Here is a 23729-nt window from a genome sequence, read left to right as displayed (position 1 = left end):
AGCCTCTCAGTTCAACCAGACCTCGACGGCCGGTTCGCTGCCCAGTTCACTTCCGCCGTCCAGGACAAGTAATCCACTGGGGCTGAGTTGGTAGGTGACGTCGTCGTTGCGGGCGGCAAAGCCTTCCCTGGTACGGATCGGATCGTCGATCTCGATTGTTGCTCCGTCACTGAGTCTTTCACCCTTGTAGTAGTAGCGGCCGACACCGGTTTCACAGACGACGATTCGTGAACCGGTAGTGATCGCAACAGCAACGGCGGGGTTGGACGCATTGCAGCGGGGACCGTTCGAGATGAAACCTTGCCGGTCCGTCCCGGTGACGGTGGGAAGGGGGCCGGACACCGTCGTGGTTACCCGGGGCGCGGTGGTTGTTTGTGGAACCGTTGTGGTCCGGGGTGCCGTGGTCGCTGCGTACGACTGCGCGGTGGTGTAGCTGTAGGTATTCGACCGGGCGTCGTCAGCAGCCTCCGTGACAGCGGTCGCGAACAGTCCCCAGAAGGCGATCCACGCGATGAAGAAGAGTATGCCGATCGCGGTGAAGATGTAACCGAGGATCAGGCCGGCCAGTGCCAAGCCGTCGCCCTGCTCACCGGTCCGTTTGATCTGACTGCGCGCGATGTGGCCGAACACGATTCCCAGTGGGGCAAAGAGGAACGCGAATACCAGCGCCAGGACCGCCAAGACGTTCGTTGGCTGCGGTTGCTGCCAGTTCTGTTGTGGGTACTGCTGCTGGTATCCGTACGGGCCCGGTTCGCTCATGCACTGATTTTGCGGTACGAAGTCAGGCAAACCGCGCAGGCGGTTGGTTAGCTGCGGACGCGTCGCTCCAACTGCGGTGCGATCGTCGGCCAATCCTCGTCGGTCATGGAAAAGAGGGCGGTGGTGCGCCAACTGCCATCCGTTCGCTGGCGGTGCTTGCGGAGCAAGCCCTCGTACTGCGCGCCCAGCTTGGCGATGGCGGCCCGGGATTGTTCGTTGAACTCGTCCGTGTGCCATTCGACGCGGACGGCGCCGAGATCGTCGAATGCCCGACGCAGCAGGAGAAGTTTTGCCTCCGGATTGATCCGAGTTCCCTGAGCGGACTTCGACAGCCACGTGTACCCGATCGCAAGACTGCGATACGCCGGGGCGATTTGATACAGCGAGGTGCTGCCCACTACGGCGTCGGTGCGCGTGTCGATCTGGGCGAACGCTACCCGATCCGGATTCGACTCGGCCGCCTCGATGTAGGCGACCGCCTCTGCGTGAGTGTTGATCGGGGCGGCTGTCCAGCGGAAGATGCTCGGATCGTCCGACGCGGCAATCAGTGCGTCGGCGTGCTCACGGACCAACGGTTCGAGCCGGACATGCGTGCCGGTCAATGTAGGTGATTGAAACCAGCTTTCGGTCATCTGCTGAGCTCCGGTATCGGTGGGGTTTTCTCGACAGCCGTCCCGGCGAGCGGATAGCGCAGCGGTACCCGCAAGAACAGGAAGAAGAACACGGCCAGCAACACCACATGACCCCACACGCTGGCCTGCACGACGGCTTCGTACTTGCTCGGATCGAGGTTCATGTCGAGTTGGTAGAAGTAGCGGAAGATGCCGATTCCCAATGCGGCATCGGCCACGAGATACGCGGCGATCCAGAACCATCGGATCTGAAACAGCACCAGGAACGGCAGCAGCCACAAGGTGTACTGCGGCGAATTCACCTTGTGCAGCAAGATGAATCCGCACAACATTGCCGCGCTCACCGCGATCCACGGGAAATAACCGTCGCGCACAAAGCGTCGCCAGCCCAGATACATCGCCAACGCGAACGACAACAGGATCATCAGAGGGGACAGGATGCTCACCAATGCGTCGTAGTCCGCGTTGAGTTCGCGTACACCGAAGCCGTAGAACGGTCGAAGACCCCAGAACCACAGCGAATTGGTGGTGATGTCGGCGCTGCGCTTCTCCTGGAAACTGAAGGACGCACGCCAACCGTCGTACGAGATGAGGGCAAACGGAAGGTTGACGAGAACCACCGTCGCCACCGCGGCACCAGCCGTCATCAGCGCGCCGCGTACGTCGTACTTCTTGCCGTCTCGGCCGCGTGTCAGGACATACGCGAGAAGCGGAAGAACAAAGATTCCCGGATACAACTTCAGGCAGAAACCGATGGCCAGGATGATCGACGCCAGTATCGCCCGCGTCCGAAAAGGTATGCGCTCGAACGTCATCACGAAGATCGCGCCGACGCTGGTTGCAACGACGGGCAGCTCCCAGTTGTGGAACGCGTACAACACCAGTGGCGGGGTGGCCGACCAGATCAACGCGTACGCGCCGCTCATCCGGCCAAGCATCCACGCCGTCAGCAAGCCGAACGGGGCCAGGATCAACGCGGAATGCAGCAGGAACTCGGCATCGTTGTGGGATCCGATTCCGCCCAGCCACATCAGGATTCCGCTGAGCACCGGATACTCGACGGTTCCGCCGTAGAGGAATCCTTCTGGCGTGATGCCGCCGGTGACAAACGGAAAGAGGTGTTGGTCGATGCCGCGTCCGAGCCACAGAAGCTGGATGTCGGAGTAACAGACACGGACGTTCTTATCGACATCGAAGGCAAGGCTCCGGCCGTCCGGCGCGAAGGGCGCGCCGGCGCACCGTGCCTTGTTGAAGTAGCCCAGGGTCATGGCCAGCCCGCAGAGACCGACGACAAGCGTCAGGATCGACGCCGAGGTTTTCCGGTCCGTTCGCATGAAGCCCACCCTAGGGGCTCGCGCTGCAAGACGGTTCGACGAGCGCCCGTAAGCGTTCTGGGCGTTTCCTGTGATCGGGGACGCGATTTCGCTGGTCAGGGGCACCTCGTGTAACCTACGAGGGTTGCTGACGCAACGACCCTCCTGCCACGGATAGTCCGTGGCCGTTTTCACTTAGTCCACAGGAGGTGATGAGGTCTTATGCGTCATTACGAATTGATGGTCATCCTTGACCCCAGCCTGGACGAGCGCACTGTCGCTCCTTCGCTGGATACGTTCCTCAATGTTGTGCGCCAGCACGGCGGCACGATCGACAAGGTCGATGTCTGGGGTAAGCGTCGTCTCGCCTACGAGATCCTGAAGCATGCTGAAGGTATCTACGCGGTGATCGACATCAACGCCACTCCCGCCACCGTTGCTGAGCTCGATCGTCAGCTCGGTCTGAACGAGTCGGTTCTGCGCACGAAGGTTCTGCGCCACAACAAGTGATTTCTGTCGGTAGCGAACTCTAACCTCGCACCCAACAGACTTACATCAAAAGCAGGAGGAACCACATGGCTGGCGACACCATCATCACCGTCATCGGAAACCTGACGGCTGATCCTGAGCTTCGTTTCACCCCGGCGGGTGCTGCGGTGGCAAACTTCACGGTTGCTTCCACACCCCGCACCTTCGACCGTAATTCCAATGAATGGAAAGACGGCGATGCGCTGTTCATGCGTTGCAACATCTGGCGCGAAGCAGCCGAGAACGTCGCGGAGAGCTTGACCCGTGGCTCACGAGTAATCGTGAGCGGCCGGCTCAAGCAGCGTTCGTACGAAACTCGTGAGGGCGAAAAGCGAACTGTCGTCGAGCTCGAAGTTGATGAAATCGGTCCTTCACTGAAGTACGCCACGGCAAAGGTCAACAAGGCCAACCGTGGCGGCGGCGGTGGCGGCGGCAACTTCGGAGGTTCCTCCGGCGGATCGGGCGGCGGACGTCCGAGCGCTGCACCTTCCGGTGGAGACGATCCGTGGGGCAGTGCCCCTCCGGCTTCGGGCTCCTTCGGTGGCGGCGGCAACGACGAACCGCCTTTCTGATCCGTACCTGATCAGGGACATCCAGAAAAGAGCAAAGACATGCCGAAGCCGCCCTTGCGCGACAAGGTTATGAAGAAGAAGGTCTGCACCTTCTGCAAAGAGAAGAACACGCAGATCAACTACAAGGACACGACGTTGCTGCGTAAGTACGTCAGCGACCGCGGAAAGATCCGTGCTCGTCGTGTCACCGGCAATTGCGTCCAGCACCAGCGCGACGTTGCCATTGCCGTCAAGAACTCACGTGAGGTAGCACTGCTGCCTTACGCCACCGTGGCTCGCTAAGGAAAGGGAGGAAAGAACATGAAGCTCATCCTCACCGCTGACGTGGACAACCTCGGTGCGCCTGGCGACACCGTCGAGGTCAAGGACGGCTACGGCCGTAACTACCTGCTCCCCCGCCGGCTGGCAATCGTCGCTACTCGTGGCGCCGAGAAGCAGGTCGAAGGAATCCGTCGTGCACAGGAACTGCGCGCAGTGCGCGGCCTGGACCACGCCAAGGAGCTCAAGGCCGCTATCGAGGGACTCGAGTCCGTAACGCTGTCGGTCAAGACCGCCGGTGGTTCGGGCAAGCTCTTCGGTTCCGTTACCGCTGCTGACGTCGCTGCTGCGATCAAGGCTGCCGGTGGACCGGTTATCGACAAGCGCACCATCGCGTTGCCGAAGGCTCACATCAAGAACACGGGCAAGCATGCCGTGTCCGTGAACCTGCATCCCGATGTGGTTGCCAAGTTCAACCTGAACGTCGTCGGCGCATAGTCGATTCGTTCTCCGGGCGAGCCCCGCACACTTCGGTGTGTGGGGCTCGACCTTTTTGTGCACATAGCGACTCGATCCGGGGTTGGGGATAACTGTCACAGTGTGACGTTCAACTTGTTGATCCATGATCATTTGGGCTCCGCAACACGCCCGACACGCCGACGCGCCGACTGCGGAGATAGTTTTTTCATCAACAGGTGTGTGAAATTGCCCATGTATCTCTAGCTGGGGTTTTATGGGAAACACCAAAAGTTGTCCCCAGGTTATCCCCAGATGGTGCACACAGTTTTTCAGGAGTTTCCACAATTACTCCACAGATTCATCCACAGGTCCGTTTGTTTGTGGGCTGGTAAGTCCCTAACGTCGTCTCGGCGTCTATCTACCGACCGGTGATTTTCCACCAGCACGATGTCGGTGGGGGCAGGTACAAATAGTGAGGGCCCTGCGTTTTTCTCGCAGTGTCATCGAATGTTTTACGGGAAGGTCTCTCTGATGGCTGTTGTGGATGATCGAGGGCCTTCCGACTACTCCGGACAGGATTACCCGGGGCCGCCCGAGTCCGAGCCCGATCAGGAATTCGGCCGCCAACCACCCCAAGACATGGTTGCCGAGCAGTCCGTCCTCGGCGGCATGCTGCTGAGCAAGGATGCCATCGCTGACGTCCTCGAGGTCCTGCGGCCGGGCGACTTCTACCGGCCGGCCCATCAGTCCGTCTACGACGTGATCCTGGACCTCTACAGCCGCGGCGAGCCTGCCGACCCGGTGACCGTCTCGGCTGAACTGGACCGTCGCGGTGAGCTCCGCAAAATCGGTGGCGCCTCGTATCTGGTGACTCTCACCCAGACAGTGCCCACCGCTGCCAATGCCGCCTACTATGCCGAGATCGTGGCCGAGAAATCGGTGCTACGACGCCTCGTCGACGCCGGCACCCGGATCGTTCAATACGGCTACGCCGGCACCGACGGCCAGGATGTCGCCGAGGTTGTCGACCGCGCGCAGGCCGAAATCTTCGAGGTCACCGAGCGTCGTACCACCGAGGACTTCGTGCCCCTCACCGAACTCCTCCAGCCCACGATGGATGAGATCGACTCCATCGCCAGCCGCGGTGGCATCTCCCTCGGCGTGCCCACCGGGTTCAAGGATCTCGACGAAATCACCAACGGTCTTCATGCCGGTCAGATGATCATCGTCGCGGCTAGACCTGGAGTCGGGAAATCCACCCTAGGAATGGATTTTTTGCGTTCCTGCTCCATCACCCACGGCATGGCCAGCGTCATGTTCTCACTGGAAATGAGCAAAACCGAGATCGTGATGCGTCTGCTCTCGGCAGAGGCAAAGATCAAGCTCGGCGACATGCGTTCCGGCAAGATGACCGACGACGACTGGACCAAGCTCGCGCGTCGTATGAGTGAGATCAGTGAGGCGCCGCTGTTCATCGACGACTCCCCCAACCTCACGATGATGGAGATTCGCGCAAAAGCTCGGCGGCTCAAGCAGAAACACGATATTCGCCTGATCGTCATCGACTACCTGCAGCTGATGAGCTCGGGTAAAAAGGTCGAATCGCGTCAGCAGGAAGTTTCCGAATTCTCCCGTAGCCTAAAGCTTTTGGCGAAGGAGCTCGAAGTTCCGGTTGTCGCAATCTGTCAGCTCAACCGTGGTCCTGAGCAGCGAACCGACAAGCGCCCCCAGGTTGCCGACCTTCGTGAATCGGGCTCGCTGGAGCAGGATGCCGATATGGTCATCCTGTTGTACCGCCCTGATGCGACTGAGCGCGACGATCCTCGCGGTGGTGAAGCCGACCTGATTCTCGGTAAGCACCGTAACGGTCCGACCGCCACAATCACTGTGGCGCACCAACTTCACCTGTCCAAGTTCGTGGACATGGCGCGAGGCTAGCAACTGCCTGTCGAGATGCAGCGAAGATTAGCGAGACACGCCCCGCTACTTTGACGGGTCTTGGGCGAGTCGCCGAAGTTCGTCAAAGTATGTGCGTCGGACCGCGCGGTAGGTCGAGGTGGCGGGGAAGATATTGGCGGAGCAAACCATTGATGGTTTCGTTGCCGCCGCTATGCCTCTCGTCAGGCAGGCGTAGACGGCGCGTGATCGTCGAACTCATCGCTCTTGGCGGCATGCTTGGCGCGAAGGGCCTCGAGTTGGGCAGACTTGGCCGCGGCCATGCGTTCGCGGGTGGCGGCGGTACGAGCCGGAGCCGGTGCCGGGGCGGGGTCGACGAGGTCGGCGTCGAGGTCGGCGTCGAGGTCGGGGCGACGCGCCCCGGGAGGCGCCCCGACCTCGACGGTGTGCATCGCCTGGCCCAGCAAGATGAACGGGAGGATGAAGACCCAGAGGAAGATTGTGTACTCGCCGCTGTGGAAGAACACGGCCAGGTAGATGCCGTAGCTCAGGAACGCGGTGCCGATGAGACCGTTGACAACGCGGCGGCCGGGGTGCAGCTCGGAGGTCACCAGCGCCAAAACGATCACGCCGATTCCGCTGACGAACAGCGCCGTCACATAGAAGCCGAACACGTATTTCCCCCGTCACGAGCGGATAGAACGATGATCACCCTAGATCACCGGCGCCGGGACCTCTAACGTTTCGCTAATCTTCGCTGCATCTCGACACAACTGCTGCTGCCCCGCTGGAAAATTGGCGGTGTGCGTTGCTGCCGAGTGCGTCGGACCTCCACCACGTTGGTGGACGATGACCTCTTAAAGTGGAGAAAAAGCAGCGAAGTCGATCTGCCGACGAGCGTTGGACAGTGCAGTGACCACGCAGGTGCCGAGCGGGCCTTTCCTGTCGTAGAGGGTGGCAGTACCGATCGAAATTCCCTCGGAGGCAACAGCATTGTCTGCGCGAAGACCCAGTTCGTAACCGAGAGGCAGTCGCGACAACGTGAGGGTCATGTCCGCATTGATGTACCCGGCACCCTCGGATCCCCAATGGCATATGAGGTTTGCGGTGTCACCGAGCACCGCGGCGCGTTGGAACGGCGAGATTGGTTCCCCGTCCACGAGCGCAGGCAGGCTGTGCCACGCATTTTTGCGGTCGCCATTCTGGTTCGCTGCAAAATCGTGTGTCCACTCACGGTCGCTACTCTTGAACAGCGGCGGCGACCCCAGCGGCGAAACGCATCCTTCCGGAGGCATCGGAAGGTCCAGTACCGGACTCCAGACACGACCGGCCGGCTCCGATCCAGTAGTCAGGAACACCACCGAGGCTCGTCCCCGCACTTGCTCGTCCTGCACGATGAAAGCATCCGCGGCGGTGATTCGCGTGCCTTGGCGGACAACCTCGCTGCGTACCTCGATCGGGGCAGTCGAGACCGGCTTGAACAAGTCCACTGTCAGCCGGGCCGGAACGAAGCCGGTCGGGCAGTGAGTCTCGAGTTGGCGAGCGAGTAAACCACATACGGCATGACCGCCGACCTGGGTCGGTGCCCAGGCGCTGACCGCCAACTGCTCCGCTATGAGTAGCTCCCCGCGTTTGGTGAAGAAACTGACCATCGTTGCCGACTTCCCTTTTCAGTTCATCTCTTCTGCTCGAATATTTCGAAATGAAGCATGTTCTCGTTTCTTCTGGGTGAATATCGGTTTGCTATACCGATTCCAGGAAGGCTGAACAGTGTTATGAGACAACGCTTTCAGCGTGAACACCCACCACGAGCTCGCCGGCCTCGCCTGTGTACTGGCCGTCCTATCGACGCTCCTGTGATCATGTGGCGCAGGTTTCGTTCGCAGATCGCTGGGGTCGCGACGTTTGCGGCCCCAGCGCGTTCTCATTCGAAATGGTTCAGTTGGCGGAGGGATCCGTTCTCAAGCTTGACGGCCGACCATGTCGAGAGCGGCGAGGTGACTGAAGAGCATGCTGGTTCCGATCGGGTTTCCGCCGCCGGGATAGACGGTGCCGCTGGGTGCGGCCATCGTGTTGCCTGCCGCGTAGAGGCCCTTAATCGGATTGCCGCCGGTGTCGAGTACCCGCGCGGCGGTGTCGGTCCGCAGCCCTCCCTTCGTGCCGAGATCGGAGATGCCGAAGGTGGCTGCGTGATATGGGCCGCTGTCGATTGCCACCAAGGGTGATTCACCATTCGTGAACGCACGGTCGTAGGCCTCGTCGCCGCGGCCGAAGTCTTCATCGACACCCTTGGCGACCATCGCATTGAACCGGGCAACGGTCGCGACCAGGTGATCGCCTGGCACACCGATCTTTTCGGCCAGTTCCTCGAGGGTGTCAGCTGTGTGCCAGAGGCCGGCCGCCTCGTACTTCTCGGTCTCGACCATGGAGACGTTGGTTGCCCGAACCGGTGGACGCTCGCCCTCCTTGTTGTCGTAGATCATCCAGTACGGCAGGGTGATCGAGCCATCCTTCATCTGGTCGATGACATCACGGCCGATGCGGTCGTAGGCCGACGACTCGTTGACGAACCGCTTACCGTCCTGATTGACAAAGATGCCGCCGGTGAACCACAGCGCAAACACTGAGCGGCCGTCCGGATGAGTCATCCCCGGAGCCCACCAGGCTTCACTCATCAGGTCGATGTCGGCACCGACTGCCATTCCAGCCTGGTGCGCCGCGCCGAGGTTGCCCCGGGGGCTCACGGTGTCGCGGGCGGTGCCGGGCACACCGTACTTCAGGCGAAGCTCATCGTTGCCCTCGAAGCCGCCGGCCGCGAGCAACACGCCTTTGCGGGCCCGGATCGCGCGGCGCTCGCCGTGGTGATCGACAATTGCGCCGACGACAACACCCTCCTCGACTACGAGCTCGACAAGTGGTGTGTTCAACCGCAGGTCGGCGTTCGGATACTTCGCAATTGCTTTGAGGAGTCGACCTATGAGCGACTGGGCCCCGACCAGCATGTCGGGTAGCGGAGCCCCAAGACGTTCCGTGTCGAGAGGTCCTCGCATGGACGCGCGGAGGTTCCCCACCTCTACTGCCGGAATCGGCGTCGGGACGATGTGTCGCTGGCCGTCGAGTCGGGCCTTCGGCGCTTTACCGAAATAATCAGGCCACGGCCGCATTTCGAACTCGAGGTTCTCATCCTGTTCGAGGTATTCGATCAGCGGTGCTCCACCCCGGACGTACGTGTCCTGCAATTCGCGCGGGGTGCGGTCGCCAACTACAGCGTGGTAGTACTCGAGCGCGTCTTCGATCGTGTCGTCGGTGCCGGCACGCTGCAGGACCGGGTTGCATGGGAACCACACACCGCCCCCGCCGGAGTAGGCGGTGGTGCCCCCGAACTTGTCGGTGGCCTCGACCAAGATCACCTCGAGTCCTTCTCTCGCCGCGGTATAGGCGCCGGTGAGGCCTCCGCCACCCGAACCCGCTATCAACACGTCGCATTCTTCGTTCCAGTTGACCATCGTCACTGTCCTTTCGATTGATACTGATTTTGATGGAAGAGGGCCAACGCCCCGGGTGTTGTGTCGACAGGCGAGGAGCGTCTCAGCGCATCGGTTGGGAAACCGTCGCAGAAGAGTTCATACAAGAAGATGAATTGCATGCCATGGCAACCCCGCCAAAACTCTATAGAGAATATCTCTCGGAAACCGTTGTGTCGCAGTCAAAATTCTCGGCCGATGGGTTCACTTCCTGCAGCGCCTCACGCCGACAATAGGTGATCACACCTATTGCGACAAGCGAACTCCGAAGCGGAATATGAACATCTCGCGCGCTGTGTCGAACAGTATCGGCGTATCGGCGAAACCGAGAATCAAAAGACCAGCTCGCAGCGTTATGAAAAATACATTAACGGCGTAATATGCGGGGCAACAATATAATTGAAAATCTGTACTAAACTTCGTCGAGACTCGTCAGAGTTGGAGCGCGAGGTAGGTTGGATGAAGGCAAGACCTGATTCGGTTCGACGAACTAGGGATCTTCTCCGGGCAGCGGTGCTGCGTGGAGATTTCGTTGACGGCATCCTTCCGGGCGAGCGCGAACTCGTAGGTTCCTATTCGGTGAGCCGGGGGATCGTCCGCGAAGTTCTGACGCTCCTTCGGGACGAAGGGTTGATCGCACGGACTCAGGGCGTGGGGACACACGTCGTCGCCCCTACCGCGCACAGGCGACTCGAGGACATTCAAGACACTGCAGAATCGAAGAGCGACAGTCTCTTCAATGGAAGATTGCTTCTGACATCCTTCGAGAGCACAGTGATCTCAGCGCCCGCTGCTGCATCGAGGGCGCTCGAGGTGGAAACCGGCACACCGTGTTTGCGCGTGGACTACGCGGCGGGCACGATCAGTGGCGACGTAGACGCTGCGGCCACCAACTACGTGTTGTTCCCGGAAGCGCAGCGATTGATCGACACTCCCTTCGTTGTCGACTGGTATGCCTACCTCTCGAGTGCGGGAGTGAAAATCGGCGGGTCCGATTTCACGGTCAGTGCGGTGCTCTCAGATGAAACTCTGGCGTCGGTATTGAGAACCACCGAGGGGGCGCCCTTGCTGTTGTTGGAACAAACCATCCGAGACATGTCGGGGCGAGTCTTCAACTACGCGATTGCCCACGCACGACCCGACCGCTTGCGGGTCGTTTCCCATTCCGCGCGGGGCGCAGCAACTTTCGACAGGACAGCTGTCCCTGAACGAGGCGAAAGACCGAACCGAATCCAGTGACTGCCTAAGGGTGTGCGATGGCCGTGCTGAGACCGGCCGTCGTCGCGGGGTGCCGGCTGAGGCGTCGTGCGACCTGGTGGTCACCAACCTCGACGGTGGCGTTCGGGCGCGCCCCCGGCAAAAGCGTTCAAGGCAGTTGGTTGATGCTCGGACCGGCTGGCCTAGCGGCATGTTCTCACTGAGTGAGACCTGGAACACCCTGGTGTGCGTTGGATCGTAATCATGACGCAGACGGATCGCCAGTGTCTGTGCGAATGGCGGTGTTTCGGCTCGTTATGTACTAGTTCATGGAGACTGATGCTGCTGTCCATGTGTGCGCGGTGGTTGTAGTTACGGATCGGATGTGGCCGACTCGTTGCTGCCAGGCCCTTCCTGTTGGATCCGCCGTCTCGATAGCACAAAAATGTGAAAACTACTCCGGCACAGCGGAACCCGCATTTTGCTCCCAGGTCTGGACGAAGTTTGCGTTCCTTCGCCTTGTCTCCGGTGAAACAAACACATGCACAAGTATTCAATCCTGCACTTGAAATGAATAGGTGCGGCGTAATTCCCCGATGAGGAGTCAGAAATGGCACAGGTTGAGACCGTTCGAGGTTCGATTGATACGTCCGCGCTCGGACGAACCTATATGCACGAGCACATCTTCATTCTCAATACCGAGATGCAACAGAACTTTCCAGAGGAATGGGGAGACGAAGACGATCGCGTCGCGGACGCGGTCGCGAAGTTGCGGGCCCTGGCGGCGCAAGGTGTGCAGACAATTGTAGATCCAACAGTGGTGGGACTGGGCCGTTACATACCGCGGGTCCAGCGTATCGCCGAACAGGTACCCGAGTTGAACATTGTGGTAGCCACTGGCTGCTACACCTTCACCGACGTCCCGTTCTACTTCCAACATCGGGGGCCGGCACTCAATGCAGTGATGGGCGCGGAGGTTCCTGACCCGATGGTCGATCTTTTCGTCAAGGACATCACCGTGGGCATTGCCGACACCGGAGTCCGTGCCGCATTGCTCAAGTGTGCGATCGATGCTGAAGGGCTCAGGCCGGGTGTGGAACGGGTAATGCGCGCAGTGGCGAAGGCGCACCACCTGACCGGCGCCCCGATTACGGTGCACACTCATCCGGAGAGTAAGACGGCCCTCGACGTCAAGCGAGTGATGTGTGACGAGGAAGGCGTCAAGCCCGATCGGATTGTGTTGGGCCACAGTGGCGATAGCACGGATCTAGATCATTTGACTGAACTGGCGGAGAGCGGATTCATACTAGGAATGGATCGATTCGGTCTCAACGTCAATGTCTCTTTCGAAGAGCGGGCGGACACGCTGGTCGAGATGTGTCGACGGGGGTACGCCGAGCAGATGGTGCTCTCGCACGACGCGAACTGCTTCTTCGACTGGATGGACCCTGCGCTCAAGGACATGATGCCGGGGTTCGACTACCTGCATATCGAAAAGGAGGTCCTCCCGTACGTGCGTGAGCAAGGCGTCACCGAGGAGCAGATCACGGCGATGTTGTTCGACGTTCCCCGCCGCTACTTCGAGAACGTCAGCACTTACTAGAGTGAGTTCTCGCGCCGCCGTACTTCTGGGCGAAGACACTACGTCAGCCCGGAAGTATCGACGCGGCACCGTCAAGTTGTTGAGATCACCTGAGCGGCGACGATGCGGTGGCGTCGTCGATGTCGCTGAAAGTCATTGTCTGGGCGTGCCTCGTGCGATTCACAACCGGGCTCAACGATGATGCGTGGGTCAGTCTTCGGTGGTCCACGCCGAGAGCGCGGCCCGCTCGTCCGCGGACAGGCGACGCAGCGTACCGGCGTCAGGGTCGGCGAACGCGAGTTGGGTTGTGGCGGTGACCGCGGGCTTCGAGTCCGGCGCGGCGTGTGCGGAACGAACCTCGTAGCGGAGGGTGACATCGACGGCGCGGAGCTTCTCGATCCACATGGTGACCGCGAGTGGGCTGTCGGAGTGCTTGAGCGGGGTGCGGTACCGGACCTCGATCCCGGCGACGACGGACGTCTCGAAAAGGTGCGCGATCTCGGGGCCGGCGGAGAGCAGAGAGTCGATGCGGGCTTCCTCGAGGAGCGTCACCATGCGGGCGTGGTTGACGTGTTTGAAGATGTCCATGTCGGACCACCGGACGATGACATGTGAGGTGTAGGTGCGGGCGGTCATCGGTGGAAATCTCCTCGGCTCGTGGTGAGGTTGTCATTGTCGCAGGGCGGATGGCTTCTGGTGGAGACTTGCCCAGCCAGGCTTCGCGAGCCGTGATCCGATCAACGTTCGCTAGATCAGTGCGCCGGAATGCACCCAAGCACTCTCAGGGAGGCACATCCCGCCATCCGGGAACGACTTGTGTGCAGGATTACCCACACACGCCGGCTGGGGTCCGGATCGGACACCTTCACCGATGTGGAAATATTGCCACTAGGGGTAGTCGAGTAGCGCCGCGACATCCAGCGGATTCGGCCACTGCATGGATTGCTCAGGCAGGGACTGCAAGCCGTCGGCGATGATCCACACTGTGCCCGTTGCGTCGACAGTGATTGCCGGTCGGATTGCGAAGATCGGTGCGCTTTTCACCGGTTCGAGGGTGGCGGCATCCAGGAGCGTTAGCAGTCGATACCGTCGTGTCGGATCACAGTCACCCGGCCGCTGTCCGATCGGAGAGGCGTCGCTCGATGGATGAGCCACCGTACAGACATAGGTGCCAACCTGCTTGACGTGGAACGGTTCCCAACCGAGATCGTACTCGTCGCCCAGTGACAGGTCGGGAAGGATCGTCGACGCCGTACCGTGATTGAACAGTCGCAGCGGGGATCCAGCGAGGAAGAGACGCTGCCGACGCGGGCCTGGAATCGATGACAGGACGGGCCCTGTGGTGACGTCACCAGCAGTGGTAACCCGCATCAGCCGTCTGCTCGATTCTCGATCGGATACTCTCGCCTCGAGTAGTACGAGAAACGAATCACCCTCTACAGCAATACTGTTGACGTACTCGTCCGGAACCTTCACTGCAATCGGATCCGCCGCCGGTGTGTGCAACCACCACACTCCGCCCGGTGAGCAAGCCAGGAAGATTTCCCCGACGACAGCACCGGCGTGTACCGGGACGTCGCTGACGCGGCAAGGTTCGAATCCTGTTGTGCATCGATAGGTTCCGTCTGTACCGGCCACCCAGCACCCGCCCGGGGTGGCCCACACGTGCCGGGAGACTCCGGTCGGCCCGGGTAGGACATGTTCGGTGGCAACATGTTCGGAGTCGATACTGGCCACGATCGGGAGTCCACTGTCGACCGTCCACAGCACATCTCCCGCCGCACTCACATCACCCGGAACGAAACGCGGCCGAACGGGGTGGGGTGGGACGTCGTCGAGGTCGAGTTCGATCCATGCCCCGCTTTCGCGATCCACCTCGTATACGTCGTCACGCATCGACTCCTCTCTGTCGAAGAACCGGGGCGATTCAGTGACGTCGCGCAGTGAGCGGTGTCCTGGCACGATCGCCCACCTGTGACTGTCGGGTTCTCGCCGGTATCGCAAGCTGAGCAACTGGACCCGCGTCACACGGCCACGCACTCGTGAAGTGATCTGGTGACTCAGCGTTCCGTAGAAGCGGCCGGTCAGCTCTACGTGGCCGGAGCGCGGGTGAAATCCTCGCCACGACGCCTCCCACCCGTCACCGCGTAGCACCCCGCTCCATTCCCAGCGGCGCGGTGAATCCTCCTCCGTGTACTGGAAGATCGGGGGATGCCCATCGGCTATGAGGACCGCACGAATCGTTACTGCGTCGATGTTCTCGGCCGGGAGTTCCGTGAAGTGAAGTGGGAAGTCGAGCACCATGCCGATCTTCGGTGGCGGTATCTCCCCATCTTCGATGGCGAGTCCTTCGATCTGCACGGCGAGCGTGCGGTGGCGGCTCATGCGCCTTTCGGTGAAGTCATAGCGTCGACAGTACCCAGCGTCAATCGGCGCGTAATGACTGGCGACATAATTGCCCCAGTAGCCTTGTGCCATGACTGGGCCGTAAATGGGAAGACCGATGGCGCTGCCCTTTCCCCCGATCGTCGAGCGCATGAGCGATCTGGCTGACGCGGCTTCGTTCTCCGTGCAGACGAACACGGGTAGACCGTTGAGCTTCGCACCGGATTCGGTGGCTGACGTCGACGTCTTTCTCGGCGAGATCGCCATCGAAGTTGAGGGCAGCGACGAGCTGGCGGAGTTGATTTTCAAACTGGGTGGCTGGCCAGTCGTGAAACTGCCTTCGGGGTACTACGCGAATCCGATCGACAAGGCTTTCAAGCGCGTGGATAACGGGTCCCAGGACAGCCTTGTGTCGTTCTGGACGGCAGCTGTTGGTGTCTGGGAACTACTTGTCCTGCACCGGAATCGCCCGCGAGATCAGCTCCGAGATCTTTGTCGCCGGCAACTCCCCGTCCGGTGCCTGCGTGATGTTTGTCAGGACAACGATGATCGTGCCGTCTGATTCCCGACGCGTCGTTTGGGTTTGGTAGCCGCTCATATGGCCCTGGTGTCCGGTGAGTCCGTTGAGCTTCGCGATGCCCAGTCCGTAGGGCATCGCTCCGCCGGTGACGAAGTCGAGTCGTTCTTCTTGCATTTCGGGATCCAAGAGATCCCCGGCAACGAGAGCGCGGCCCCAGATCGCCATATCGTCGGCAGTGCAAATGGCTTCGCCCGCACCGAATCCCCAGGAGGGATTGGAGTTCGTCACATCGATCAAATCTGGTTTCGGTGCCGGCGGGCTCGGGTTGTCCCACTCGGTGCCGTACTGATATCCGCGGCTGTACGGGACGGAAAGCGTCGAATCTTCCTGCGCCGGCATCGAACAGCCGGTCATCTGCAAAGGGCTGAAGATGCGATCCTGCACGAGGGCGCCAAGTGAGGCACGGCCGTGCTGTTCGGCAATAAGACCGAGCATTACGTAGTTGGTGTTCGAATAATCCCAGCCCGCCCCTGGCGCAAACTCGGCCGGTTGACCGACCGTGGTAGCGAGGAGTTCCTCCGGACTCCACACTCGTGCAGGATTGTTCGCAAGATCATTCAAGAATTGGTCGGGTGTATAGGTGGGGATGCCCGACGTCATGTTGAGTGCTTGCCTGATGGTGGCACCGTTGGTATCAAGCGTCGGAAAGTAGGGTGCCAGTGCATCATCGAGTCCGAGCTTGCCCTCTTGGGCGAGCTGCAGGACCACCGTCGCGGTCAGTGTCTTACTGATACTCCCGATTCGAAAGTGGTTCTCCACCTTCATAGGTTCGTTCGTGTCGATATTTGCGACGCCTGCCGCGATCTTGTAGGTGCCTCGATCGGGACTGGCGACAATGGCAACCAATCCAGGTATCCCCATTTCCTTCATTTGCTCGTTGATGACGGGTAGCGCCGCGGACTCGAGCGAGGTTTGTGCAGAATCGGATTCCCTTGATGTCGAATTGGTTTGGCTGGCTTCTCCGCTCGCGCAGGCCGTCAGCGTCACCATCGCAATCGCGAGTGTCGTGGCTGCGAGTTTCATGGCATCTCCCTGAAGTTGACGACGTCGTCGTTGAGCGGAAGTTGGTTGGTTCGTTCACCGGCATTCGGCCCCTTCACGAAAGCGTCTGTTGCAGTGCATACTCGGAGCATCAGGCAGCGGGCGGAAAGTCGACGATGGTGGAATACAGAGGGAGCTGATTCTCGCGCTCTCCGGCATCGGGACCCTCCGAGACATTGACGAAAATGCCTTCGTCGGTAGAAGAAGCCTCCACGCCTACGGCTCCGACGAATGTGAACCGGTCGATCTCGTATGGGACGTTGTCACCCGACAGGGGTAGCGGCGCTCGGGACACGTGAAAGTGGAGGTGCGGCGCAGTCGTGTTCCCCGAGTTGCCGAGTTTGCCGATTACCTGCCCTCGGGTGACCGTCTCACCGACCTTTACCGACGCGCTACCCGGGATCATGTGTGCGTAGAAGGCGAAGTTCCCGTCACCGATGTCGATAATGACGTAGTTTCCGGCCAACTGATCAACGGCGACGCCCTCCGGAAGGATCTTGGGCGGAACATCCGGCATGTCCGACACCACGGTCACGACCTTGCCGTCGGCCACGGCCAACAGTTCGGCGCCGTATCCGGAGTAGTCCTCATTGCGGGTTCCGTCGCCGACAGCGATTGCGTTGCCCTCATTGGTTTGCATCCAGTCGATGGCATAGCGCTCGGCGCCGTTCATCCTGCCGCCCAACGCCATCACTACACCTCGGTGCGCATTCATTACGCAACAGCTGTTGTCGGCAATCCAACCATCACCGGCAACCGGCGGCCCGATGACGACGGGCGAGGCCCCACTCGTCCGCACCGCCCCGCCGATCTGGGTAGTGCTGTCCGGGTACAACGCGCCGTGTGCTTCCGATCCAGGCGTCGCCGCGCCGAGCGTGGCGCTGATGCGGTGTGTCACTTCGGCCGGAACATCGTCGCGGCTGTCGTAGACGTCATCGAGAAGGAGCACCACCGTGCGACCCGCGGCTATGTCGCCGGACGCCGGCGGAAACTGGAGAGTCCGTGCTGCCACCTCTGCTTGTCCTGCGGTGGTGACGACCTTGCCGTCAGGCCCGTCGGCGAGGGTCTCGACCTGCGTGATCGTCACCGGGCGAGGTGTGACGTTGAGCAGCTGGATCTCGTAGGCCACATGAACTTTCCCGTCGGTGCCGGTGACCGGAATCGGATCCGGTCCGAGAGTGTTGATCACCAACGGCGTCGCCACATCGTTGTCTAGGGGATACCCCGGCGGAACCCCGCCGCGAGGATCGACGGTCGGTGTCGAAGCTGCCGTCGAGTCGGTGGAGCCGACAGATGAACACGCCGCGAGCAGGGCTGCACATGCAACGAGAACTATTGGGGCCCTTCGCATTGTCCGCGTCCTTACTTGGGGAAGTTGATGACGTCCGAATTGAGCGGGAGCTGATCGGTTCGCTCTCCCGCATCCGGTCCCTTCACGAGGGAATCTGTGGCCGTCGAGCCCACGAATGTGAAGCGGTCGATCTCGTAGGGCACGTTGTCGCTGGACAAAGGCGCCGGAGCCCGAGAGACATGGAAGTGCAAGTGAACCTCCGTGGTGTTGCCCGAGTTGCCCAAGTCTCCGATTACCTGGCCGCGGGAAACCTTGTCTCCGACCTTCACCGACGCCGATCCAGGGATCATGTGCGCATAGAAGGCGTAATTGCCGCCGCCAATGTCGATGATCACGTAGTTGCCACCGAGTTGATTGAACGTCAGACTTTGGTTGACTTGATGCGGCGGCTCGTCCTTCTTGTCAGACACAACTGACACAACGGTGCCGTCGGCCACCGCCAACAGCGATGCGTAGTAAGCGAAGTAGTCCTCATTCTTCGAGCCGTCACCATCGCTGGAACTGAGAACCGGGTCGTTCATATCGATACGCATCCAGTCGACGGCATAACGTTCGGTCCCGTTGATCCGTCCGCCCACAGCCATCATCGCTCCACGGTGCGATGTGATCACGCAACAGCCGTTGGCCGCCACCCAACCGTCACCGGCGAGGGGTGGCCCGATGGTCACTGGCGATCTTGCACTTGTCTTGACCGCTCCACCGATCTGAGTCACGGTGTCCGGATATCTCGCATTGAGGCCGGAATCCTGCGTGATGAAGGGGCCATACGAGGTGACCAGCCGATGGGTCACCTCAGCCGGGACCTCCGCGCGGGTGTCGTAGACCCCGTCGAGCACCAACACAACAGTGCGACCGACGGGGATGTCGGTAACTGGTGCCGCTTCGAAATTAGCCAACGGGAAGGTACGGGCCAGCACCTCGTCTTTCGTCAGGCTCGCTACTACCTCGCCGTCCGGCCCACCGGCCAGTGTGTCGATCTCAGTGATGGTCGCGGGCCGCGGCGACAAGTTGAGTACCGAAATTTCATAGGCCACATGAACTTTGCCGTCTGTACCGGTAACCGGAATCGGATCCGGCCCTAGTGCCGTAATGACAAGTGGCGCCATCACATCGGCATCAAGCGGGTAGCCGGGTGGGATGCCACCTCGGGAATCGACGGTCGATGTCGCCGCCGATTCGGTGGAATCGGCAGCTGACGAGCAGGCCGCGAGTAGCGCGGCACATGCAACGAGGACTAGTGAAGCTCTACGCATGGATGGTGTCCTTTTATGAATAGGCAATTCCTCGCCGCCGTAAATCAGTCAGTTTCAGATCCATTCGTCGTCATGAACCCGAGAGCTGAATCAGATATGCCGGGTCGACGTATTGTTCGAGCATATGCACGAATTGCCAGTTTCATCAATGAATTTCGAATCTCGAAATTGCACGGCTGGAGAGCCGCACATGTAGTCGAGGCCACCCAAGCTCGCTCGCACACACGTGACCAGGTAATCAACGTCGTTGCATGGCCTTTCACAAAGAAATGCGTGTTTCCGGACTGGAATATTTCACCCTCCGCTTCACCCTACGTTTCACCCTCGGCTTCAGTGGGGTAGTACGAGAAATTGGCGATCCAGAGAGCAGCAGCTGCTTTCAGCTTCTCCAGCGACACCTAGGCTTGAAGAATTACACTGAGCAAGTTCGTCATTCGCACACAATCGCCTTCCGTTTCCCTCAGAGCTGGACGTTCTATCGCAGCGGGGCTGCCCGACGCCGACCCCCGCGAAATGCGCTGTCAAACAGGCGCTGTCAAGTTGTTTGGGATGCAGCAGTTTTCGGGAATAGCAGGCAATCACCCGGAGCGATCGGTCAAGCAGCGACGTTCAGTTCGGTAGCCTGATTCCATATTTGGAATCGAGCGGCTATCTCGGTGCGGTGGTCGGTGGCGGTCATACGGTGACGGGGCGAGCTGTTCCCAGGGTTGGATTTCGTCAGTCGGCTAGGAACTTCAGGACTTCGGGGACGAAGGTCTCGTGGTACTGGAAGATGCCGCCGTGCCCTGAGTTGGGGTAGATCGTGATTTTGGAGTTGGGCAGGCGCCTGGCCAGGTCCTCGGAGTGCTCGCTGGCGACCATGAGGTCGTTGTCGCCGTTGGCGACGAAGACCGGCGCGGTGATCTTCGAGAGGTCGTCCGGTGCGTGGAGTCCGCCGGTGGTGATGGCTCGGAGCTGTGCGATGCGGGCCTGGTTCGAGATCGGCTTGTCGCGGTCGGTGGTTCGTTCGGCGAGGCGGTCGAAGTAGGCGTTTGCGGCTTTCTTGCCCTCAGCGTTGCGGGGAAAGAAGAGGAAGTGGCGGGCGTCCTTGCGGGCCAGCGCCGCCTTGGCGTAGGCGCCGCCGACAATGAACGGCATCTTCCAGATTCCGCCGCCGCCGCGTGGTCCCGTTCCGGCAACGACCATGCGGCGTACGAGGTCTGGTGCCTGCAGGGCGATCATCTGAGCCACGGCTCCGCCCACGGAGAAGCCGAAGAGGTCGACTTTCTCGTGGCCGAGCGCCCGGATGAAGGCGATAGCGTCGGCGCCCATCTGCTCAAGGTCGGCTGGCACCTTGGAGTTGGTGCCGCCGACGCCTCTGTTGTCGAAGGCGATGACGCGGTGCTGAGCGGCGATGCCGTCGATGACGCGGGGATCCCAGTCGTCGAGGACTGCGGCGAAATGGTGCAGGAAGACCACTGGTACTTCGGAGTTGGCTCCGAGTTCGCGGTAGACGTAACGTACTCCGTCCACGTTGATGCTGCTGGTCGGCACGTCTTTCCAGGTGGTCATGAGATCTTCTTCCGTGATGTGGTTGTGGTGGAGCTCTGCTGGTGGGGTCCGCGCTGGTCAAGGCGAGCCAGGACGCCGAGCACCGACGAGATCAGGACGACCTGCCCGTGGTGGGCCGGTACCTGTCTTGGCGCCGTTCCTGCGTTCAGTGTGAGAGGAACTCGACGGCGGAGGGGGTGAACTTGTCGTGGTGTTGGAATATGCCGCCGTGCCCGGAATCGGGGTAGATGATCAGTTCGCTTCCGGGGATTCGGCGGTGCAGGTCTTCGGAGAGGATTGAGGGCACCATGCGGTCGTGATCCCCGTTGGCGATCAAGGTGGGCGCGCTGATCGCTGACAGATCTACCGGTGTGGAGCGTCCCCATCGTTTGATGGCTTTGAGTTGGGTTCGGAATGCCTTGACCGAGACGGATGTATCGCGGTCTTCGGTCCGCTCTTCGAGTCGTTTGACGAATGCAGCAGCGGCGCGTTTGCCGGTGGTGTTGCGGTTGAAGAACAGGAATTCCTTCGGGTCGGACCGCGTCAGAGTAGCTCGCATCAGGTCGTAATAGGTTGTGCCGGCGACCTTGTCGATGTCTTTACCGCCTGCGGGGCCGGTGCCGGTGAGGATCAGACGGCGGACAAGTTCGGGGTGTTGGATCGTAAGTTCCTGGGCAACCATTCCGCCGAGAGAAAAGGAGAAGATGTCTACCTTTTCGAAGCCCAGAGCGTTGATGAAGGTGACGGCGTCATCGGCCATGGCCTCGATACTGTCGGGAACTTTCCCGGTGGAGGCACCGACGCCACGATTGTCGAAGGCGATGACGTGGTGGTCCTTCGCGATGGCATCAGCGATGCGCGGATCCCAGTTGTCGAGGTTCGCGGCGAGGTGTACGAAGAAGACGACGGGGATTCCGCCCTTCGGTCCGAGTTCGCGGTACGCGTAGGTGACGTCGCCGGCGGTGACGGTTCGGGTGCGCGCCTTCGCGTAGGACGTGATGACGGGGCCGTTGTCGGTACTCATCGCGAGGTTCCGGTTTCGGCTGTGGTTTCGTTGCGTCGGGTGTTGCTGATGACAGCTTTGCCTCGGATCCCGCCTTTGCTCAGTGCCTGGAGCGCCTGCGGGGTCTGGTGGAACGGGAAGACCTGTCCGACGACAGGGCGGAGCACGCCGTCGTCGACGAGCCCTGTGATGTGGCGGAGTTGGTCACCGCTGGCGTGCATGAAGAGAAACTCGTAGCTCACACCGAGCTTGCGTGCCCGACGGCGGACGCCAAAGCTGAGGCCGGTGATCGCCAGGCGCAGTAGCGGATTGAGGCCGCTCTCGCGGGCGAAAGCCGGGTCCGGGGGGCCGGAGATCCCGATCGCCTTGCCGCCGCGACGCAGCACGCGCAGCGACTTTTCGAGGTTCTCCCCGCCGAGGCTCTCGAGCACGAGGTCGTAGTCGTGCAAGACCTGCTCGAAGTCCTGACTGCGATAGTCGATGACGACGTCAGCGCCGAGGCCGCGGACGAAGTCCGCGTTGGCGGCGCTTGCTGTGGTCGCCACAGTTGCGCCGAGATGTTTGGCGACTTGGATTGCGATGGATCCGACACCACCGGCGCCGGCGTGGATGAGAACTTTCTGTCCTGGCTGGACGTTGCCGCGCTCGACCAGCGCCTGCCATGCGGTTAACGCGACCAGAGGCAATGAAGCTGCTTCCTCGATGCTGATTGATGCCGGTTTGAGGGCAAGATCGGCCTCTGCGACTGCGATGCGCTCCGCGAACGTCCCGATGCGATCCTTGTCGGGGCGGGCGTAGACCTCGTCGCCGGGTTTGAAGGACCGCACTTTCGCGCCGACCTCAATGACAACACCGGCGAGATCGTTGCCGAGGATCAACGGAAGCGTATATGGGAGTATCTGTTTGAATTCGCCGGCACGAATCTTCTCGTCGAGTTGGTTCAGCCCGGCCGCGTCCACTCGCACGAGTACGTCATGCTGACCGACTACCGGCTCTGGGACGTCGGATTCTTGCAGTGGCCCTTTGTATTTGGTGACGACGAACGCTTTCATGGCGTTGATCCTTCTGCTGTGGGGACAGGTAGCCAGCGAGGCGTCGCGGTCATCTCTGTTCCGCGACGCCTCCGCTGGCTGTTCAGGCGTCGGTGGCCTTGAGCTGGGGGTAGAGCGCTTCGATGGGTGCGCTGAGTCCCGACTTGACCTGAGCGGAGGCTTCGTCGGCAAGGACTTCGTACTCGCCGGCCTCGACTGCGTCGAACACAGTGCGCACAAGATCCGCGGGCTGTGTCTTGGGATCAGTGGAGTTCGCAGCCATGGGGGTGTCGACGTAGCCGACGTGTACCCCGACGACGTGCACACCCGCAGGTGCGAGTTCGAGTCGCAGGGAATTGGTCGCCGACCACAAAGCTGCCTTGGTGGCGCTGTAAATGCCGGCGACGGCGTACCAGCTCAGTAGCGAGTGGATATCGATGATGACCGACTCATCCTTGGCAGCAAGGACCGGGGCAAAAGCGCGGGCCAGGAAGAGGGGACCGAGGAAGTTGGTCTCGACGTTGGTGCGGATCTCCTCATCGGTGTGGGTGAGGATGCCTGGGCTGGACGGCGAGGCGCCGGCGTTGTTGATCAGAACGGTCACGTCCGGTGCGGCGGCGACGGCGGCCTGGATGGACGAGGGATCGGTGACGTCGAGGGTGAGGGGGACGATCCGCTCGTCATCCCATGTACGAGGTGTGCGCGCGGTGGCGTAAACCTTCGACGCGCCGCGGGCAAGAGCTTCGCGGACGAAGTGAGTGCCGATGCCGCCGTTCGCTCCGGTGACGAGGACGACGGATCCGTTGAGTGAAGGCATGTCAGGCTCTTTCTGTTG

General features: G+C 60.9%; 22 protein-coding genes. 7 read left to right on the top strand and 15 right to left on the bottom strand.

Features of this window, described 5'->3' with window-relative positions; translation table 11 throughout:
- Positions 1 to 6: 6 nt before the first annotated feature.
- The 3 genes from RG2_RS23340 to RG2_RS23330 are packed head-to-tail and all read right to left on the bottom strand — an operon-like array spanning position 7 to position 2725.
- Positions 7 to 759 carry a DUF4190 domain-containing protein gene (locus tag RG2_RS23340; protein ID WP_033237111.1) on the bottom strand — a complete coding sequence of 251 codons (753 nt, stop codon included), beginning with the start codon at positions 757 to 759 and terminating at the stop codon, positions 7 to 9.
- A 47-nt stretch (positions 760 to 806) separates the two neighbouring features.
- A complete protein-coding gene (locus tag RG2_RS23335; RefSeq protein ID WP_033237096.1) occupies positions 807 to 1391 on the bottom strand; it encodes a GNAT family N-acetyltransferase in 585 nt (194 codons plus the stop codon).
- A complete protein-coding gene (locus RG2_RS23330; RefSeq protein WP_033237112.1) occupies positions 1388 to 2725 on the bottom strand; it encodes a glycosyltransferase family 87 protein in 1338 nt (445 codons plus the stop codon). Before RG2_RS23330 ends, RG2_RS23335 begins: the two co-directional genes overlap by 4 nt.
- Positions 2726 to 2926: 201 nt before the next feature.
- On the opposite strand from RG2_RS23330, the gene rpsF reads away from it, so the two are divergent.
- The 5 genes from rpsF (at position 2927) to dnaB (ending at position 6459) form a co-directional block, all read left to right on the top strand.
- Positions 2927 to 3214, top strand: coding sequence for a 30S ribosomal protein S6 (rpsF, locus tag RG2_RS23325; RefSeq protein ID WP_003941237.1), 288 nt, complete (start codon positions 2927 to 2929; stop codon positions 3212 to 3214).
- 65 nt (positions 3215 to 3279) lie between these two features.
- A complete protein-coding gene (locus tag RG2_RS23320) occupies positions 3280 to 3804 on the top strand; it encodes a single-stranded DNA-binding protein (protein WP_033237097.1) in 525 nt (174 codons plus the stop codon).
- 39 nt (positions 3805 to 3843) lie between these two features.
- A complete protein-coding gene (gene rpsR, locus RG2_RS23315) occupies positions 3844 to 4086 on the top strand; it encodes a 30S ribosomal protein S18 (RefSeq protein WP_003941245.1) in 243 nt (80 codons plus the stop codon).
- A gap of 18 nt (positions 4087 to 4104) precedes the next feature.
- Positions 4105 to 4560 (top strand): 50S ribosomal protein L9, encoded by a 456-nt coding sequence (gene rplI / locus RG2_RS23310; protein ID WP_033237098.1) that lies wholly within the window; start codon positions 4105 to 4107, stop codon positions 4558 to 4560.
- Positions 4561 to 5052: 492 nt separating this feature from the next.
- A complete protein-coding gene (gene dnaB, locus RG2_RS23305) occupies positions 5053 to 6459 on the top strand; it encodes a replicative DNA helicase (protein ID WP_080711886.1) in 1407 nt (468 codons plus the stop codon).
- Positions 6460 to 6641: 182 nt separating this feature from the next.
- Here dnaB and RG2_RS23300 read toward each other — a convergent pair whose 3' ends face one another.
- The 3 genes from RG2_RS23300 to RG2_RS23290 all read right to left on the bottom strand — a co-directional run bounded on the left by RG2_RS23300 (position 6642) and on the right by RG2_RS23290 (position 9929).
- Positions 6642 to 7091, bottom strand: coding sequence for a hypothetical protein (locus RG2_RS23300; protein WP_033237099.1), 450 nt, complete (start codon positions 7089 to 7091; stop codon positions 6642 to 6644).
- A 183-nt stretch (positions 7092 to 7274) separates the two neighbouring features.
- On the bottom strand, positions 7275 to 8069 hold the full coding sequence (locus RG2_RS23295; protein ID WP_033237100.1) for a thioesterase family protein: 795 nt from the start codon (positions 8067 to 8069) through the stop codon (positions 7275 to 7277).
- A gap of 309 nt (positions 8070 to 8378) precedes the next feature.
- The gene (locus RG2_RS23290) at positions 8379 to 9929 is read right to left on the bottom strand and encodes an FAD-binding protein (RefSeq protein WP_255285237.1); all 1551 of its coding nucleotides are present in this window, start codon (positions 9927 to 9929) and stop codon (positions 8379 to 8381) included.
- Between the two features lie 471 nt (positions 9930 to 10400).
- On the opposite strand from RG2_RS23290, the gene RG2_RS23285 reads away from it, so the two are divergent.
- Both RG2_RS23285 and RG2_RS23280 read left to right on the top strand, forming a co-directional pair.
- Positions 10401 to 11180, top strand: a complete 780-nt coding sequence (locus RG2_RS23285; protein ID WP_080711887.1) for a GntR family transcriptional regulator — start codon at positions 10401 to 10403, stop codon at positions 11178 to 11180.
- Between the two features lie 568 nt (positions 11181 to 11748).
- Positions 11749 to 12741, top strand: coding sequence for a phosphotriesterase family protein (locus RG2_RS23280; protein WP_072782677.1), 993 nt, complete (start codon positions 11749 to 11751; stop codon positions 12739 to 12741).
- Between the two features lie 189 nt (positions 12742 to 12930).
- Here the strand turns inward: RG2_RS23280 and RG2_RS23275 are convergent, their stop codons facing one another.
- From RG2_RS23275 to RG2_RS23235, 9 genes are all read right to left on the bottom strand, one after another.
- Positions 12931 to 13356 carry an acyl-CoA thioesterase gene (locus tag RG2_RS23275; RefSeq protein ID WP_033233801.1) on the bottom strand — a complete coding sequence of 142 codons (426 nt, stop codon included), beginning with the start codon at positions 13354 to 13356 and terminating at the stop codon, positions 12931 to 12933.
- A gap of 252 nt (positions 13357 to 13608) precedes the next feature.
- Entirely contained in the window at positions 13609 to 15372 is a 1764-nt protein-coding gene (locus RG2_RS23270) for a DUF6578 domain-containing protein (RefSeq protein ID WP_230590104.1), read from the bottom strand.
- Between the two features lie 178 nt (positions 15373 to 15550).
- Positions 15551 to 16708 carry a serine hydrolase domain-containing protein gene (locus RG2_RS23265; protein WP_051730440.1) on the bottom strand — a complete coding sequence of 386 codons (1158 nt, stop codon included), beginning with the start codon at positions 16706 to 16708 and terminating at the stop codon, positions 15551 to 15553.
- A gap of 109 nt (positions 16709 to 16817) precedes the next feature.
- Entirely contained in the window at positions 16818 to 18077 is a 1260-nt protein-coding gene (locus RG2_RS23260; RefSeq protein ID WP_051730439.1) for a M23 family metallopeptidase, read from the bottom strand.
- 11 nt (positions 18078 to 18088) lie between these two features.
- Entirely contained in the window at positions 18089 to 19330 is a 1242-nt protein-coding gene (locus tag RG2_RS23255; protein WP_033233800.1) for a M23 family metallopeptidase, read from the bottom strand.
- A gap of 717 nt (positions 19331 to 20047) precedes the next feature.
- The gene (locus RG2_RS23250; protein ID WP_033233799.1) at positions 20048 to 20881 is read right to left on the bottom strand and encodes an alpha/beta fold hydrolase; all 834 of its coding nucleotides are present in this window, start codon (positions 20879 to 20881) and stop codon (positions 20048 to 20050) included.
- Positions 20882 to 21026: 145 nt separating this feature from the next.
- Entirely contained in the window at positions 21027 to 21884 is an 858-nt protein-coding gene (locus RG2_RS23245; protein ID WP_033233798.1) for an alpha/beta fold hydrolase, read from the bottom strand.
- On the bottom strand, positions 21881 to 22915 hold the full coding sequence (locus RG2_RS23240) for an NADP-dependent oxidoreductase (RefSeq protein WP_033233797.1): 1035 nt from the start codon (positions 22913 to 22915) through the stop codon (positions 21881 to 21883). The genes RG2_RS23245 and RG2_RS23240 overlap by 4 nt, the downstream gene beginning before the upstream one ends.
- 82 nt (positions 22916 to 22997) lie before the next feature.
- Positions 22998 to 23711: an SDR family oxidoreductase gene (locus RG2_RS23235; RefSeq protein WP_033233796.1), complete on the bottom strand. Its 714-nt coding sequence runs from the start codon at positions 23709 to 23711 to the stop codon at positions 22998 to 23000.
- Between the last annotated feature and the right edge of the window lie 18 nt (positions 23712 to 23729).

The sequence above is a fragment of the Rhodococcus globerulus NBRC 14531 genome (assembly GCF_001894805.1).
Classification (GTDB): domain Bacteria; phylum Actinomycetota; class Actinomycetes; order Mycobacteriales; family Mycobacteriaceae; genus Rhodococcus_F; species Rhodococcus_F globerula.
The sequence above is the reverse complement of the archived record's forward strand: the minus strand, read 5'-3'. Positions and strand labels throughout refer to the sequence as shown.

What these genes read in the sequence shown, in the direction of transcription:
- RG2_RS23340 (WP_033237111.1), bottom strand. Translation starts at nt 759, where the DNA reads ATGAGCGAACCGGGCCCGTACGGATACCAGCAGCAGTACCCACAACAG.
- RG2_RS23335 (WP_033237096.1), bottom strand. Translation starts at nt 1,391, where the DNA reads ATGACCGAAAGCTGGTTTCAATCACCTACATTGACCGGCACGCATGTC.
- RG2_RS23330 (WP_033237112.1), bottom strand. Translation starts at nt 2,725, where the DNA reads ATGCGAACGGACCGGAAAACCTCGGCGTCGATCCTGACGCTTGTCGTC.
- rpsF (WP_003941237.1), top strand. Translation starts at nt 2,927, where the DNA reads ATGCGTCATTACGAATTGATGGTCATCCTTGACCCCAGCCTGGACGAG.
- RG2_RS23320 (WP_033237097.1), top strand. Translation starts at nt 3,280, where the DNA reads ATGGCTGGCGACACCATCATCACCGTCATCGGAAACCTGACGGCTGAT.
- rpsR (WP_003941245.1), top strand. Translation starts at nt 3,844, where the DNA reads ATGCCGAAGCCGCCCTTGCGCGACAAGGTTATGAAGAAGAAGGTCTGC.
- rplI (WP_033237098.1), top strand. Translation starts at nt 4,105, where the DNA reads ATGAAGCTCATCCTCACCGCTGACGTGGACAACCTCGGTGCGCCTGGC.
- dnaB (WP_080711886.1), top strand. Translation starts at nt 5,053, where the DNA reads ATGGCTGTTGTGGATGATCGAGGGCCTTCCGACTACTCCGGACAGGAT.
- RG2_RS23295 (WP_033237100.1), bottom strand. Translation starts at nt 8,069, where the DNA reads ATGGTCAGTTTCTTCACCAAACGCGGGGAGCTACTCATAGCGGAGCAG.
- RG2_RS23285 (WP_080711887.1), top strand. Translation starts at nt 10,401, where the DNA reads ATGAAGGCAAGACCTGATTCGGTTCGACGAACTAGGGATCTTCTCCGG.
- RG2_RS23280 (WP_072782677.1), top strand. Translation starts at nt 11,749, where the DNA reads ATGGCACAGGTTGAGACCGTTCGAGGTTCGATTGATACGTCCGCGCTC.
- RG2_RS23275 (WP_033233801.1), bottom strand. Translation starts at nt 13,356, where the DNA reads ATGACCGCCCGCACCTACACCTCACATGTCATCGTCCGGTGGTCCGAC.
- RG2_RS23270 (WP_230590104.1), bottom strand. Translation starts at nt 15,372, where the DNA reads ATGGCGATCTCGCCGAGAAAGACGTCGACGTCAGCCACCGAATCCGGT.
- RG2_RS23265 (WP_051730440.1), bottom strand. Translation starts at nt 16,708, where the DNA reads ATGAAACTCGCAGCCACGACACTCGCGATTGCGATGGTGACGCTGACG.
- RG2_RS23260 (WP_051730439.1), bottom strand. Translation starts at nt 18,077, where the DNA reads ATGCGAAGGGCCCCAATAGTTCTCGTTGCATGTGCAGCCCTGCTCGCG.
- RG2_RS23255 (WP_033233800.1), bottom strand. Translation starts at nt 19,330, where the DNA reads ATGCGTAGAGCTTCACTAGTCCTCGTTGCATGTGCCGCGCTACTCGCG.
- RG2_RS23250 (WP_033233799.1), bottom strand. Translation starts at nt 20,881, where the DNA reads ATGACCACCTGGAAAGACGTGCCGACCAGCAGCATCAACGTGGACGGA.
- RG2_RS23245 (WP_033233798.1), bottom strand. Translation starts at nt 21,884, where the DNA reads ATGAGTACCGACAACGGCCCCGTCATCACGTCCTACGCGAAGGCGCGC.
- RG2_RS23240 (WP_033233797.1), bottom strand. Translation starts at nt 22,915, where the DNA reads ATGAAAGCGTTCGTCGTCACCAAATACAAAGGGCCACTGCAAGAATCC.
- RG2_RS23235 (WP_033233796.1), bottom strand. Translation starts at nt 23,711, where the DNA reads ATGCCTTCACTCAACGGATCCGTCGTCCTCGTCACCGGAGCGAACGGC.